Origin of the sequence: Fictibacillus iocasae, assembly GCF_042665465.1 — a bacterium.
In the GTDB taxonomy this organism is placed as follows: domain Bacteria; phylum Bacillota; class Bacilli; order Bacillales; family Fictibacillaceae; genus Fictibacillus; species Fictibacillus iocasae.
In genome coordinates this window covers 120,215-134,180 of sequence record NZ_JBHTCP010000004.1, presented here as the reverse complement: position 1 = coordinate 134,180, position 13,966 = coordinate 120,215, and the positions used below count along the sequence as shown (strand labels likewise).

Genomic DNA, 13,966 nt, shown 5'->3' with positions numbered 1-13,966 from the left:
AAGGATCGCAGCAGTGATGCTTCTTATAGCATTTTTTGCAATGCTCTTTTTTGCATTTTTCTTTTTTCTTTTTGCACACGCACTCATATTCAACTTCTTTTTTGTAAGTGTACTTCTTGCAAGAAGAAGATGATGAAGAGCTTTCGTGCTTGTCATAACAGTAAGACATGTTAACGTCACCTCATTAATTCTTTCCCTTAGCGGGTTAATACAATATATGTAATTACAAAAAGAAAGCTTGGACGAGTGCCATGTTTTTAAATAAATGGGTGAAATGACGATACTCTTCTCTTTGATTAGTCAGCCGTATTGATTTTTTATTGCTGAAAAATTCTAAAATATAAGATAAAATGAATTGTTACTGGAAGGGGGTTCCATTAGATGAAATTATTTATAATTACCGTAAAGCATTTTCAGTCATATTGGAAAGGATTGTTGCTTGCACTCATATGCGCCCTGGCTGGTGGAGCATTTACCATTATTCCTCCGATTCTATCGGGGAAATTGGTAGACACGGTCATTCCTATGAAACAAACGGATATGATTACTTGGATTGTTGTAGGTGTCATCGCTGCTTTTTTCCTTAAAGTCGGATTTGAAGGACTTCAAGAGTTCATTCAGGTGAGAATTGGATTAGATGTGATTACTGATATGCAGCTAAGGGCATTCCAACGGCTTCACCGGACACCGATGTCATTTTTTTCGAATACGCCTAGAGGAGATATGCTTTACAGGCTTACTCATGATGTTGAATCGGTACAGAACTTAAACAATACCGTCGTGCCTCGCTTTATACAGCAGCTTATAGGTGCAATTGCGGCATTCATAGCCGTATTCTCCCTATTTTGGCCAGCAGCTTTCGTGATGTTTGCTGTATTCGCCATTTATTTGCTGCCATCTTTTAAACTTGGTACAACGGTTCGTAAACTTGGCGCCATTCAACGCGATATGAGTGCGGACATGTATCATCATCTTCAAGAAAGCATCGAGTCTATTCGTCTTGTCAGAACGTTTCAAACTCAAAATACAGAGATTGAAAATCAAGCAGGAAAGCTCGCCGCTTGGAAAAAGCTTTCGATTAAAGCCGCCTTAATAGGAAAGGTTAATTGGCGGCTTGGAAATTTATTTAATATTGCAACTCCCGGTGTCGTCATGCTGATTGGAGGATGGGCCGTCTGGAATAAAGAAATCACGGCCGGTACACTCGTTGCTGTGCTTGCCCTGATTCCTACTATGTTCCTTCCAATCCGCTCTTTGGCAGAAAACGCGCTGACCATTCAGCAAGCGATACCTGCATTGATCCGTATTTATGAATATTTCGATCTTCCAGAGGAACACCATGAACATTTGCCAGCCATGGGATTGGTTAGAGGCACTATCTCGATGAAGGATATTTGGTTCAAGTATCCTGGAGCAGACGAATATGTTCTTAAAGGCGTTACGCTTGACCTGAAAGAAGGACAGCATATTGGCATTGTCGGATCAAGCGGCGGGGGAAAAAGCACGCTGGTTCAGATACTGCTAGGCCTTTATGAGCCAGAGAGCGGAACAGTCCAAATAGACGGCAAGAATTTATACAGTCATAATCGCAATACTTTCCGTCAGCAAGTTGGCGTCGTTTCTCAAGAAACGTTCCTGTTAAACAGTACCCTCCGCAAAAATTTGTTGTATGCCAGGCCAGACGCTGCCGAAGCAGATCTTGATGCAGCTTGCACAGCGGCAGGGCTGACAGAGCTTGTGGAAAAACTAACAGACGGTTACGAAACGGTAGTTGGAGAAAGAGGGTTGAAGCTGTCAGGCGGGCAGAGACAGCGGGTTGCACTGGCAAGAGCCATACTCAGGCACCCCCCTATCCTTATATTTGATGAAGCAACATCTTCTCTTGATGGAGAAACAGAGGAAAGAGTACAAACATCGCTTGAAGAGCTTATCCCTGGACGATCTACTATCACGATTGCCCATCGTCTAGTCACAGTGAAAAATGCGGACCGCATTCTTCTGCTCGATAGAGGGGTGGTAGCTGAGCAGGGGACACATGATGAACTTCTCAAACAAAAAGGCAAATATTATGAGCTGTATATGGCACAGTACAGTGAATTAGAAAAGGAGAGAGCATTATGACAGCAATCTTGAAGAAAAAAAGCAGAGACGGCCGCCGCGTTCTTTCCTTTTTGAAGCCTCATAAAAGATGGGTTTTTGCAGATTCTTTCGTCATCGCCGTGAGCCAAGTATTTTCTGCCCTCATTCCAACGTTGGCGTTAGGATGGCTTGTTGATTACATTCTGCCTCAACAGTCAAACAATCTGTTATGGGGGCTAATGTGGCTATTAATTATATCCGCTGTGCTGGATCTAACGTTAATGGTCATTGATGAATATTTTTGTCACCACGTTGCCAAATCGGTAACCAACTGGCAGAAATTAAGGCTGTTTAGCCATCTTCATATACTGCCGTTTTCTTTCTTTCACCAATCGCAGTCTGGTGAGCTGCTGGCTCGTGTTTCTGATGATCCAGATACCCTGCATAATTTCTTGGCATGGGAAGGCTCCACCTTCATGGCTGCCGTACAAGGGGTGGTCATTTACAGTGCAGTCCTCTTTTGGATTCATCCTTATTTGATGGTCACAAGTTTTGTCCTTGGAGTCATTTTCTACTATTCTTCTAATATCGTAGGAGCAAAAATGAGGCAGGCTTCAGCTGATGCAAGAAAAGAAGCTTCTCGTTACCTGGAAAGACTTAGAGAATCCGTGACTGGCATTCACCTTTCAAGAGTGCTTGGTGTTGCGGACAGCGAGATAGAAAGTGTTGCGAACATACGCAAATCGTTTGTCAAAGAGGCTAACAAGGAATTAATCGCAAGAATGAAATCAGTCGTTGTAATCGGAAGCTATAATGGTATTGCTCTAGCCGCGGTATATGGCATAAGTGCAGCGCTGATCTGGAATAAAGAATTGTCAATTGGAGAAATGCTGACCGCAGCAGGACTTGTGGCCATATGTGCCAACGAACTGCAGCGAATGCTGCGCAACTGGCTCTCAGTCAGAAGAACAGGACCAGCATTAGACCGCTCTGAACAGCTATTATCAGAAGCACCGGGAAGTTCAGAGGATGCAGGAGGGATAGTACCTGCGCAATCAGCTGCTATGCTTGAATTTGATAATGTTCAGTTTTCTTACCCTGGAAAGCAGCAGAATATCTTTTCTGGTTTATCTTTTAAGGTATCACCTGGTGAAGCGGTCGCTCTCGTTGGTCCTAGTGGTTCCGGTAAATCAACCGTAGTTGATTTGCTCTTAAAGCTGTATGAACCTTCCAATGGTGCAGTAAAAGTGGACGGTGTAAACATTGCGTTAATTGATACAAAATGGCTTCGCGCGCAATATGCCGTTGTTTCTCAAGATGTACAGCTTCGCAATGGCACACTTCGCGATAACCTAATCATCGGCAACAAGCATGCTGATGATGCAGCACTGATTTGTGCACTCCGTGACAGCGGACTAGGCGATTATTTCGAAAGCCTTTCAAATGGATTAGATACCCCGGTTGGAGAAAGAGGCAGCTTATTATCAGGTGGCCAGAAGCAGCGTCTTTCATTGGCTAGAGCATTAGTAAAGGATGCTCCAATCCTTATACTCGACGAAGCATCATCAGCACTCGATCCTATTACAGAAACTTTGGTAAATGAGGCAGTTGCTAAACGACGTGCCAAACAAACCGTAATCGTTATCTCACATAGACTTTCCACTGTTTTATCAGCTGAAAGGATCATCGTCATTAATCGCGGTTCCGTGACAGAAAACGGCACTCATGATGAATTGATAGAAAATAATGGCGTTTACTCTAGGCTGTTCAAGCGGGAGGTTTATATCGGAGAAAGCACAATTACAGGCATATAAAAACAAGCGGCAATGAGGAATTTCCCTCATTGCCGCTTGTTTTTATATGCTTGCGCCCGCAGCGCCTTGTCATGAATAGCAGTCAAAAGGAGCAATGCAAGGATGCTGCCGGAAAACGCCAAAATCATGTCCCATTGAGCATCCCATAGATCTCCCTGCATGCCTTGAAAGTCCTCTGCCGATTTTCCCATTATCTTAGCCGCGATAAATTCAATCATTTCGTACAAGGACGCAAGCGCGGCGACGAAACAGACCGCGATACACTGCAGCCACCTTCCTCTCACAAGCGGGGTATATAAAAGAAGAAGCTCTCGAAATACAATGGCTAGACTGCCTTTTAAAAAGTGTCCAACCCGGTCATACGGATTCCGTTCCCACCCCATGGAGCGGGCCAGAGTATCAAACAATGGCACATCATCATAGGTATAATGTCCACCTATAAAAGTCAGGATGATTAAAACGGCAATAATTGAATAAACAAGGAGGGTAAGCGGCTGTTTCCTATAGTACTGATAGACAAATACTATGGCGATGAAAGCACCAGGGAATGTTTCTAATACCCAAGTCAACGTATCCGCAGGATTAATAGCAGACCAAATAAAAAAACCTGAAATTATAAACAGCAAGCACAACAGATACCTTTTCAACATAATCATCCTTTCCTCAATAGTATCACTATCCATCGTATCCATTAAACCTCCGTAAGTGTTTTCTATACTGGACAATAGGGAAAGAGTTAGTAAGCAAAAAACATGGGAGTGTTGACGAATGGAAGCCATCCAAAAGAAACAAGGCCAGCTGTCAGACCGGTTTGAAATCGCGTTCAATCAAATTCATAAATGTCTAGTGGACGAAGTGGGCGGTAAGGGAGATGACCGCTTTAAATATTTGCTTGATGCCGGAAGTGCTAAGCATTCTCTCGTACGCTCGTTTTATGATGAACTTTGCCAGTTCGCGAAACTGCGTAATGCGATCGTTCATGAGAAAACAGACCACGATTTCTATATCGCAGAACCCCACTTGAATATCGTGGAGCGAATCGAACAAATCGCAGAATATTTCTTAGAGCCTGAACGCGCGTTGACCATTGCGACTAAGTCGGTCGTCTGCTTTGAGGAAAACGAAACACTCAGACGTGTTCTAGAATGCATAAAAAAACAAGATTACACACGCTTTCCAATCTACAACTCCAAGGGAGAGTATCAGTGGCTGCTCACAGCTTCCGAAATACTAAACTGGATGACAAAGCAGCTCAACGATAATGTGATCGATTTGGATGATGCAAGGATTGTGGATATTAGACAAAAAAATAAAAAGAAAAAACACGTCGAGTTTATGAGCAAGACATCCAGCATTTTTAAAGCTGAAGAAATTTTTGAAAACTATCATAAAGAAAACAAAAAGTTAGAAGCCATTATCATCACACTTTCAGGTAAGAAGAATGAAAAGCCACTCGGAATCATTACTTCATATGACTTGATCGAGATCGATTTAGAAAACTAGCCGCTGTTGAAAGACGGATGAAAGAGGAGGCTTGAGATGGCGTTTGATTATACTCTTGATTTTGAAAACGTGGATTTCAGAAAGAACCCCGAATTATACAGAGTCGGAAGAGGGGAGCAAGGCGTACTCTTAGTAGAGCCTTACAAGAGCGAGATTCTTCCGCACTGGAAGTTTAAAACACCGGCAATAGCCAACAAATCATCGGAAAAGATCTACAGCATGTTTCTAGAATATAAAGAAAAGAAGGACTTTGTAGGGATGGACATGGCCAGAAAGTTCCTGCAGATGGGCTATACAAGAGCGAGGCGGTACGCCAATTATAAAGGCGGTCGTAAATATAAGAAAAATGGAGAGACACATGAGAGGCATATAGATGAAGAAAAAGCAGAATCTGCTGCCATATTTCATGTCAAATGGAAGAAAGCAAGAGAAGATAAAGACTATCTTCTCTTAAAAAAGAAGCATCAAAAAGAATTCGGTTAATGGAATTGATGGGAACACATACAAACATGGTTTCCGGTGTGCCAAGGGAATGAAAAATTATTTAATAAACGGAGCTGGAAAACGATTTTCTGTTAAAAGAAGCGAGATGCCGATTGTCCGGCAAATGCTGAAATAGTGAAGCAGCATGAGAAGGACAGAGCCTGCATTCATTCCGATAATTATTCCGTTCATTTGCAGTGTACCCTGTGAACCAAGCATATACATCAGGCCGAATGACAACGTGGTCGCCCATACAGACTGATAAAATGCAGCCTTAATTAACCCTAGTCCAATTAAGTAAGCTTGAAGCGGTACAAGGAAAAAGGTAAAAAGAAACGTCGGCCATAGCAATTTTACATAAGCAGCAGCGGATGTTGATTGAAAAAAAAGCTCTGTTAAAGGTCCCGAAAAGTAATAGGCGATCATAACAGAGGGAACACCATAGCAGAAGGTAATCAACATAGCCTGGCGTAAAAGAAGGGCAAGCCTTGCCGTATCTTTCTTGGCATAGCTCTCCGAAACAGTAGGGATAAGCACAACCAAAAGGGCATGTGCAATAAATCCAGGAAAAAAACCGATCGTCATTGCTACACCTGCTAGTATGCCAAACTGTCCCGTTGCTTCTGAGGATGTGATACCTGAACTGACAAGGGCAAATTTAATCAAGAATGGCTGAACGGCGTTTGTGACGGCATGAAATAACCGTAACGCGGTAGCCGGACCTGAAACAGCGGCAAGACTGACAGTTACATCCTTCAATGGGATCTCGCTTTCAGGATGTTTTCTCATGCGGCTGAACTGTAGCACATAATGTGTGAATAAATACAGAAACACGACCACTTCTGAGCCAATTAATGTGGCCACCGCGACAAGAATCGCCGTTTCCTCACTGAAGGAAAACATTTGATACACGCCTGTCAGCAAAATCAGCTGTACAATTTTTCGCGCCAAATTCGAAAACGCGATCTTACCCATCTGCTGCTTTCCCATAAAATAACCTCTTGCGATAGAGGTAAACGCGATGATTGGAATTAATAGAATAACAAGCCACCTGACTAAAGGGTGGTAGCTGTTGAAAACAGGAAGCATCGGCAATATGACCAATGAAAGAGCAAGCAATAGTGCCGTACAGCAGATGGTTAGAAAAAAGGCATGCTTCAGCATACTGTGATGGTCCCGCTCGTCCCTTTCTGCAATGTACTTAGATACAGATATCGGTAGTTCTAAGCTGGCGATGATCACGATCAGAAAAATGGTAGGCAATATTGACATAAAATGACCAAGACCTTGCTCGCCAAGTTCCTTAGCAAGCACCATGTTGGTAATAAACTCAAGACTCTCGCCTGCAAGCGAGGCTAATGCAAGCAGAAGGACTCCTCTGTAGAAAAGCTTCACGATCTGTCACCTCAATATGTGTCGTCCTATTATATGTATGGCGATTGTCCACTCATAAGTACCTTGCCCCACCCATACGTTATTAAAAAGCATGAGAAGCGGGTGAAGTATGGGCTATTATGTGAAAACAAAAAAAGGGATCAATCTTTATGTAGAAGATACCGGTTCAGGAAAACCTGTTCTTCTTATTCATTGCTGGCCGGTCAACCACAAAATGTTTGAATACCAACTGAATGTCCTTCCGCTCCACGGTTTTCGCTTTATCGCTATAGACTTGCGCGGTTTCTGACATTCGGATAAGCCATTTACGGGGTACAGCTATACCCAGCTGGCAGAAGACATCCATGATGTCGTAACCGCCATCAACTTCAAGACTTTGTTCTTGCCGGTTTCTCAATGGGTGGCGCAATCAGTATTACTTATGTCCTGAACTATTTTTATCCGAAGGTGAACAAATTAATTTTACTTGCAGCAGCGGCACCTTCATTCATTCAGAGGGAAGGCTATCCATGCGGATTTACTAGAAAAGAAGTGAACGAAATACTTCTTCAATTGTATTACAATCGGCCTGGTGTTCTGGCAGATCTCGGTGCGGAATTTTTCGCGGCCGAACATGGAATGTATTTTAAGGAATGATTTCAATGTCTTGGACTTTCAGCAGCTGGATATTGCACCATTGCAACAGCCGAGTCATTGAGAGACGAAGACCTGCAAAAATCAATTCAGCATGTGGCTGTTCCAACGTATATCATGCACGGAAAAAAGGACGCCATATGCCCGTTTGCACTGGCAGTACCTCAACACCTGAGCATCAAGAACTCCAAACTGATCGCTTTTGAGAAAAGCGGACATGGCTTCTTTTATGACGAACTCTACCGCTTTAATCACGAGCTGCTCAACTTCTTAAAAGCGGATTGAAGTCCGCGGCCAAAAAAGGATTTCCGTTCTTTTCATCCAATAATACTAGTAGAAAGGGGGGATGAGGCATGACGAAAATTGCGCTGGCTGTTCTTCATGGAATCGGAAAGCAAGATGAACTTTTTTCTGAACAGTTTTCTTACCGTATCAGAAAAAAGTTTGTTGAAAACCTTCCTCCTTTCGTTCAAAATCCTGAGAATGAATTGGTGATTCAGCCCATATTCTGGGGAAGTGTATTTCAGCAAAAGGAAGAAAAGATTTGGAAGGATTTATCCAGCAATGGTGCTCTACATTACAGTGAATTAAGGCAGTTCGTTATTCATTTTCTTGGCGATGCTATTGCCTATCAGCCTTCTAGCATGCATAACCAAAACTATGAAAAAGTTCATCATGTCTATGCCCAGGGTTTGCAAGAATTAAGCAGCAAAGCGGGTGCTGACTCCCCATTATTTATTGCAGCACACAGTCTTGGCTCCGTTATTACAAGCAATTATTTTTATGATTTGCAAGAAATTCCTGACCGCCTGCCGCCTATGATAAAAGAAGCTGCTCTATCATCACCTATAGAGAGGGGAGAAACGTTAACAGGTCTTTTTACTTTAGGCAGTCCCCTTGCTTTATGGAGCCTGAGGTACTTGGATTTCGACCGTCCGATAACCGTCCCCTCCCCACACCTTAAAAAGCATCACCCCAATTTAAAAGGAGACTGGCTGAATATTTATGACCAAGATGATTGTTTTGGTTTTCCTTTAAAACCAATCAGCCCAGGATATAACAGTGCCGTTTCACAGGACATGGAAATAAACACAGGCACATTTCCATCAAATCTCACCCCTTTATCTCACTTGCACTACTTTACGACAGATTCTATTATCTCATTAATTGCTACGAGTCTCGGAAATGCTTGGATACGCATCAACTTATGAAAAATGATGGAAACGATGTATAATGTAAAAGCATGAAGAAAGGATGAAGATGATGAACATTACAAGACATGACGTGGATCAGCTGAAAGACCCTACTGGCATATTAAAAGGAGAGCGTTACGAATTTTTCATTCACTTTGAAGTAGAGGAAGACGACGAGTTATACAGCGAAAACGGATTATACATAAAATTGATTTACGCTCAGGAAGATGGAGAAGGGAGAATCGCTAACTACCAGCTATTCGAAAATAATACAAATGAGCCGCTGGATTTTGAACTTGAAGAAGATGAATTGCAAGTGTTCCAAGAGTTTTGCAGCAAAAACGTTTAATAAGAGCCGATATCGGTTCTTATTTTTTTATTAAATTGCTCTCCATAATCTATATATTGGAATACACATGTAGTATTCCTTTAATTGACGGGCGGGAGCAGCTATGGAAAATGCATGGAAGGAAATAGCTGGTGCAATTATAGCTGCGATCGGAACCATCATCTCAGCTATCGGCAGTACCCCCTTCGCATTCTTATCAGAGGACATGCAAAATTCATTAAATATTGTTGGAAATGCGCTTCAGGCAGCTGGCAATACCATTGAGGCAGATGGACAGGAAGGATTTTCACTCGAAAAACTAGGCAGTGAAATTCAAGCTGCTGGAAATGCAGAAGTCATTGCTGGACTCGTTCTTCCTGTCAGTTCTAACACCTCACAACGGCTCGTCATTATGGGAAATCTCACACAAGCGCTTGGTGGGCTTGTTGCACTCGCAGATGAAATAGAGGATGAAAACAGCACCGATCAATCACTGAACATCATTGGAAATGTCCTTCAAGTGGCGGGGAATTCCATGCAGGCCATTGGCGGCATTTATCAGCTTCAGCAAGGTGGCAATGCTGGCGAGGAAATAAACGTCGCAGGCAGTTGGATTCAAGCCGCAGGTTCCGTCTTATCTGCACAAGGAACCATTCAAGAAGAGCTGAAACAAATGAACAAGGAAAACCATCAACACTATGATCAAGATTTTAATGCGTACAAAAATAGTTCTCACGTTCGTTATTTATATGGAAGAAAGCCTCTCGATTCTCCTTATCAATAAGGTATATGTCTTCCACTATACTATGTATATAAAGAAAACTTGGCTGACGTCATGCCTTTAAGTCAGCCTTAGTTGACCTTATACCTTATTCCAAAACGTGTTGACTGCGTCGAATTTATCCTCTGATAAAAAAATTATAATGGATTAAAGTTCAAGAAAGAAGCGCCTGGTTTAAAACGCTGCGCTTCTTTCTATTTTTCATGATTACATGAGGAACATCGCCGCTACTGTTGTTACAATGAGGCCGATCATAACCGGAAGAAGGTTGCGGCGGGCGAGCTCAAATGGATCGACCCCGCATATCGCAGCTGCAGGAATAAGCGCCCATGGTACGAGGGTGCCTCCTCCTACCCAAATTGCCGCAATTTGTCCAAGAGCTGTTAAAGTGTCAGCACCAGTACCAATAGCGGCTGCAAACAAGGAGGCGATTGAACCCGCTAGTGATATACCTGAAAACCCTGATCCATCAAGTCCCGTGATGGCTCCGACAGAGGCAAGGGTAACAGCAGCCACTTCCTTTGATAGTGGAACAGCATTTGCGAGTGCTACCCCTAAATCATTCACGATACCATGAGAGAGAACAGGCAGGTGTTCACCAATAATCTTCACAAATCCAGAATCCCCCAGATAGAAAAATGCTGCAATGGGAATAACAGGACCAAACACTTTAAATCCAAATGTAAACCCATCTATGAAGAAGCTTGTGGACTTCTCAAGCCCTTTCATCTTGTACGCTGCAACGGAAATGAAAAGGAGAATAAATACAGATGTTCCGCCTATTAAAGCGGTCGCGTCCCCTCCCTGCAGATCAAGTCTATACATAACAGCAACATCCAACGCAAAGAGCAGCGGGATAAATAAGGCAAAAAAGCGCTTCATTCCTGTGGAGAGAAGATCTTCATTATTTTCGATTTCGATGTTCTTGGCATGGCTCAAGCCAGTATTCATGGTTAACTTTCCGTTTTTCATATCCCGCTTTAAGAAATAATACGCTGTAATGGTTGTCACGATGCCCATGATGAACACTAGCGGCACACTTGCACTGATTACATCACCAACAGGGATCCCAGCCGCTTCTGCCGTCAGCTTAGGTGCCCCTTGAATCACAAAATCACCGGAAAGGGCGATGCCGTGGCCGAACAAGTTCATGGCCATGGCCACACCAAGTGCTGGAAGTCCCGCTCTAATGGCTGCCGGCAAGAGTACGGCACCGAGCAAGGCGACAGCTGGAGATGGCCAGAAGAAAAAAGAAATGATCATCATCACGATTCCAATCGTCCAATAACCAAGAGCAGGAGACCGTATCAATTTTGCAAATGGAGCGATCATGACACTGTTAATTCCAGCAGCCGTCATCGTCCTGCTCATCGCAACAATAATGGAGATAACAAGAATCGTGGAAAGCAATTCCGTTATGGCATAAATAAAACTGTTGAAAATACTGCTTACAGATGAACTTAGGGAGCCTGTAGCTGTAAAAGCTAGTATGAAAATCCCCGAAATGCACACAAGTGTTGTATCACGCCTCTTTACCATAAAGCCGATTATTGCGCCTATAAAGACAAGATAAATCCAATGAAGCGCTGTCAGTTCAACGCCCATTCTGTTTCTCTCCCTTCAATATCTGAAATTCGGCATTAGGCCGCTATCACGAATGTGATTTCATACAGAATATGTTGGGCTAATAAAGTGGTGAGGTGATTATGCTAGTCTTTATTAAGAAAAGATAGTAAATGTGACAGTACTTGCTGATGGCAGCAAAAGAGAGGATGGATAACGGTGGAAAAAAAGTCCGGCAGCCATAACGAATTAACTTGCGTAACATCTAAACGCTATGCCCAGACGTTTATCGACGAGGATCATTTCAAGGGTTATATCACATTAATAGAGGTGCTCGGTGTTACTGAACCGCTTTATAAGCGATGCGGCGAAACGGAACATTGTGTGATCGACGAAGGGTATATGGTCCTGCAGCAGTTTCCCCATCAAGAACATCACACTGTTACGACCATGTTCAATGAAAAAGGGGAAGTAATTCAATGGTACATAGACGTGTGTGCAGACACGGGAGTGAAAGACGGAATTCCTTACATGAAGGATTTGTATCTGGATATCGTGGTTCTTCCTTCTGGAGAAGTCATCCGGCTGGATGCAGATGAATTAGAGGAAGCCTATGAAAAAGGAAAGATTTCTGAAGAATTGTATAAGCTCGCTTGGGAAGAATCCGACAAGCTTTACCAGCAATGTATAAACAATCAATTTTCCCTATTAAATATGGTACATGAACATAAAGACCAGTTGAGCGGCAAGCTTTTATAATCATCGTTCTTTACACTTTTTCCCTACTCTTTTAGACTGCCTCGATTTTCTCCTCTGGTAAAACGTTATGCTTGATTAAAATGTACAAAAAAATCCTAAAGAGCTACGATAGAAAGCTCTTTAGGAAGAAGGTTACTTCACTTTAATGGAGTATGGTTCAAGATCGATATCCGCCTCATGGTCCATTGCTAGTTTTGCGAGCTGAAGACCTAGAAACGGACCTGTCGTCAATCCTGAAGCTCCAAGGCCGTTTGCGAATAAAAGTCCTTCCCAGCCTGGAAGCTTATCTATGACAGGAAGAAAATCAGGGGTGAACGGCCGAAAACCGACACGCATCTCAATGAACGTGCAATCAGCAAGTCCTGGAGCTGCTGTTATCGCTTTATCCATCACTTCCTTTATTCCGTCCGCAGTAACGCTAGTATCTTGAAGGTTAACATCGTTTTCATGAGTAGCTCCAGCTACAATTTGACCGCCGTCAAAGGATAGCAAATAATGATTGCTTGGCGGCATGACGACTGGCCATTCGCTCGTTTCTGTCTCTTCTAATTGAAGATGAGCAATCTGTGCTTTTTGAAAGGTGACATGTGAAGAAACGCCGAGCGGCTCTACAAGAGATTCAGCCCATGCTCCTGCACATAAAATCACTATATCGGCTGGAATAGCCACTTCATCCACAAGAACTCCCGTTACTCTATTTTCTGTATACGCGAGCACTGCGGTATTGTTAATAAATTTAGCGCCATTGTTCTGTGCTGCTTGAAGCAGTGCTTGCTTTAAGGCACGTCCGTTTACCCTTGCCGCTCCACTGACGTAAACTGCACCGTATTGATCATTCAGAACAGGAAACCGCTTCGTTGTTTCTTGAGGAGAAAGAATACAGATCTCTCCCATTTCAGGTGCTTCCTTTTTTCGGCTTAATGCACGGTCCTGCATTTGTTTTAGCTTTTCCTGATTTTTATGAAGACATAAAGCACCTACACGAGCGTAACCGGTATCTTTTTCTCCTTCTTTCATGAGTTCGGAGACTAGCTTCGGATAATAGCCTGCGCCATTTTTAGCAAGAGTGTACCACGCTTTATTTCGCCGCTGTGAAACCCATGGACAGATGATGCCAGCAGCGGCATCTGTCGCCTGTCCTTTATCCTTTCTGTCAATGATGGTCACATCGGCTCCTTGTTTAGCCAGGTGGTAAGCAGCTGAGGCACCGAGAATGCCTGCCCCAACCACAATGTATTTTTTCATATACAGCATCCTTTTTTGTCTTGTTGCTTCGTCGCATTTTATTATACCCTTAAAGAAAACACTTCGTAAAACGAAGGAGTATATGACAGAAAAAGAATTCATAGTTAGTTGCGCTTCCTAAACATGAGACGGTTTGCAGAACCTTTATGGGACAGATCGATGCAACACGAAGGCATAAATAACGGACGAA

Annotated in this window: 14 protein-coding genes and 1 pseudogene; 11 read left to right on the top strand and 4 right to left on the bottom strand. The window is 43.0% G+C overall.

Annotated features, from left to right (window positions below; all coding sequences use genetic code 11):
• Positions 1–381 precede the first annotated feature (381 nt).
• Together ACFQPF_RS02940 and ACFQPF_RS02935 are read left to right on the top strand one after the other, a co-directional pair.
• Positions 382–2,121 (top strand): ABC transporter ATP-binding protein, encoded by a 1,740-nt coding sequence (locus ACFQPF_RS02940; RefSeq protein WP_379746275.1) that lies wholly within the window; start codon positions 382–384, stop codon positions 2,119–2,121.
• Positions 2,118–3,893, top strand: a complete 1,776-nt coding sequence (locus ACFQPF_RS02935) for an ABC transporter ATP-binding protein (protein ID WP_379746271.1) — start codon at positions 2,118–2,120, stop codon at positions 3,891–3,893. Before ACFQPF_RS02940 ends, ACFQPF_RS02935 begins: the two co-directional genes overlap by 4 nt.
• A gap of 26 nt (positions 3,894–3,919) precedes the next feature.
• Here ACFQPF_RS02935 and ACFQPF_RS02930 read toward each other — a convergent pair whose 3' ends face one another.
• Complete coding sequence (locus tag ACFQPF_RS02930; protein WP_379746268.1) at positions 3,920–4,585, bottom strand: DUF2238 domain-containing protein; 666 nt, start codon at positions 4,583–4,585, stop codon at positions 3,920–3,922.
• A gap of 76 nt (positions 4,586–4,661) precedes the next feature.
• On the opposite strand from ACFQPF_RS02930, the gene ACFQPF_RS02925 reads away from it, so the two are divergent.
• Together ACFQPF_RS02925 and ACFQPF_RS02920 are read left to right on the top strand one after the other, a co-directional pair.
• Positions 4,662–5,396, top strand: a complete 735-nt coding sequence (locus tag ACFQPF_RS02925; protein ID WP_379746265.1) for a CBS domain-containing protein — start codon at positions 4,662–4,664, stop codon at positions 5,394–5,396.
• A 36-nt stretch (positions 5,397–5,432) separates the two neighbouring features.
• On the top strand, positions 5,433–5,879 hold the full coding sequence (locus ACFQPF_RS02920) for a DUF4385 domain-containing protein (protein WP_379746262.1): 447 nt from the start codon (positions 5,433–5,435) through the stop codon (positions 5,877–5,879).
• Positions 5,880–5,936: 57 nt separating this feature from the next.
• Here the strand turns inward: ACFQPF_RS02920 and ACFQPF_RS02915 are convergent, their stop codons facing one another.
• Positions 5,937–7,274, bottom strand: coding sequence for an oligosaccharide flippase family protein (locus ACFQPF_RS02915; protein WP_379746259.1), 1,338 nt, complete (start codon positions 7,272–7,274; stop codon positions 5,937–5,939).
• A 109-nt stretch (positions 7,275–7,383) separates the two neighbouring features.
• On the opposite strand from ACFQPF_RS02915, the gene ACFQPF_RS02910 reads away from it, so the two are divergent.
• The 6 genes and pseudogenes from ACFQPF_RS02910 to ACFQPF_RS02885 all read left to right on the top strand — a co-directional run.
• Positions 7,384–7,563: an alpha/beta fold hydrolase gene (locus ACFQPF_RS02910; protein ID WP_379746256.1), complete on the top strand. Its 180-nt coding sequence runs from the start codon at positions 7,384–7,386 to the stop codon at positions 7,561–7,563.
• Positions 7,564–7,670: 107 nt separating this feature from the next.
• Complete coding sequence (locus ACFQPF_RS02905) at positions 7,671–7,910, top strand: hypothetical protein (RefSeq protein WP_379746253.1); 240 nt, start codon at positions 7,671–7,673, stop codon at positions 7,908–7,910.
• A gap of 57 nt (positions 7,911–7,967) precedes the next feature.
• Complete coding sequence (locus tag ACFQPF_RS02900) at positions 7,968–8,192, top strand: alpha/beta fold hydrolase (protein WP_379746250.1); 225 nt, start codon at positions 7,968–7,970, stop codon at positions 8,190–8,192.
• Positions 8,193–8,260: 68 nt separating this feature from the next.
• Positions 8,261–9,118: an alpha/beta fold hydrolase gene (locus ACFQPF_RS02895; RefSeq protein WP_379746247.1), complete on the top strand. Its 858-nt coding sequence runs from the start codon at positions 8,261–8,263 to the stop codon at positions 9,116–9,118.
• Between the two features lie 43 nt (positions 9,119–9,161).
• The gene (locus ACFQPF_RS02890) at positions 9,162–9,449 is read left to right on the top strand and encodes a DUF6509 family protein (protein WP_379746244.1); all 288 of its coding nucleotides are present in this window, start codon (positions 9,162–9,164) and stop codon (positions 9,447–9,449) included.
• Positions 9,450–9,552: 103 nt separating this feature from the next.
• Positions 9,553–10,104: pseudogene (locus ACFQPF_RS02885) on the top strand (DUF6944 family repetitive protein); the annotation flags it as partial.
• 312 nt (positions 10,105–10,416) lie between these two features.
• Here ACFQPF_RS02885 and ACFQPF_RS02880 read toward each other — a convergent pair.
• Complete coding sequence (locus ACFQPF_RS02880) at positions 10,417–11,814, bottom strand: hypothetical protein (RefSeq protein WP_379746241.1); 1,398 nt, start codon at positions 11,812–11,814, stop codon at positions 10,417–10,419.
• Between the two features lie 177 nt (positions 11,815–11,991).
• On the opposite strand from ACFQPF_RS02880, the gene ACFQPF_RS02875 reads away from it, so the two are divergent.
• The gene (locus tag ACFQPF_RS02875) at positions 11,992–12,531 is read left to right on the top strand and encodes a ribonuclease FAU-1 family protein (RefSeq protein WP_379746238.1); all 540 of its coding nucleotides are present in this window, start codon (positions 11,992–11,994) and stop codon (positions 12,529–12,531) included.
• A 132-nt stretch (positions 12,532–12,663) separates the two neighbouring features.
• On the opposite strand, the gene ACFQPF_RS02870 is transcribed toward ACFQPF_RS02875, so the two are convergent.
• Positions 12,664–13,776 (bottom strand): NAD(P)/FAD-dependent oxidoreductase, encoded by a 1,113-nt coding sequence (locus tag ACFQPF_RS02870; protein ID WP_379746235.1) that lies wholly within the window; start codon positions 13,774–13,776, stop codon positions 12,664–12,666.
• Positions 13,777–13,966: the final 190 nt, after the last annotated feature.

Coding starts and splice junctions, on each gene's coding strand:
- ACFQPF_RS02940 (WP_379746275.1), top strand. CDS start 382: ATGAAATTATTTATAATTACCGTAAAGCATTTTCAGTCATATTGGAAA.
- ACFQPF_RS02935 (WP_379746271.1), top strand. CDS start 2,118: ATGACAGCAATCTTGAAGAAAAAAAGCAGAGACGGCCGCCGCGTTCTT.
- ACFQPF_RS02930 (WP_379746268.1), bottom strand. CDS start 4,585: ATGGATACGATGGATAGTGATACTATTGAGGAAAGGATGATTATGTTG.
- ACFQPF_RS02925 (WP_379746265.1), top strand. CDS start 4,662: ATGGAAGCCATCCAAAAGAAACAAGGCCAGCTGTCAGACCGGTTTGAA.
- ACFQPF_RS02920 (WP_379746262.1), top strand. CDS start 5,433: ATGGCGTTTGATTATACTCTTGATTTTGAAAACGTGGATTTCAGAAAG.
- ACFQPF_RS02910 (WP_379746256.1), top strand. CDS start 7,384: ATGGGCTATTATGTGAAAACAAAAAAAGGGATCAATCTTTATGTAGAA.
- ACFQPF_RS02905 (WP_379746253.1), top strand. CDS start 7,671: ATGGGTGGCGCAATCAGTATTACTTATGTCCTGAACTATTTTTATCCG.
- ACFQPF_RS02895 (WP_379746247.1), top strand. CDS start 8,261: ATGACGAAAATTGCGCTGGCTGTTCTTCATGGAATCGGAAAGCAAGAT.
- ACFQPF_RS02890 (WP_379746244.1), top strand. CDS start 9,162: ATGAAGATGATGAACATTACAAGACATGACGTGGATCAGCTGAAAGAC.
- ACFQPF_RS02880 (WP_379746241.1), bottom strand. CDS start 11,814: ATGGGCGTTGAACTGACAGCGCTTCATTGGATTTATCTTGTCTTTATA.
- ACFQPF_RS02870 (WP_379746235.1), bottom strand. CDS start 13,776: ATGAAAAAATACATTGTGGTTGGGGCAGGCATTCTCGGTGCCTCAGCT.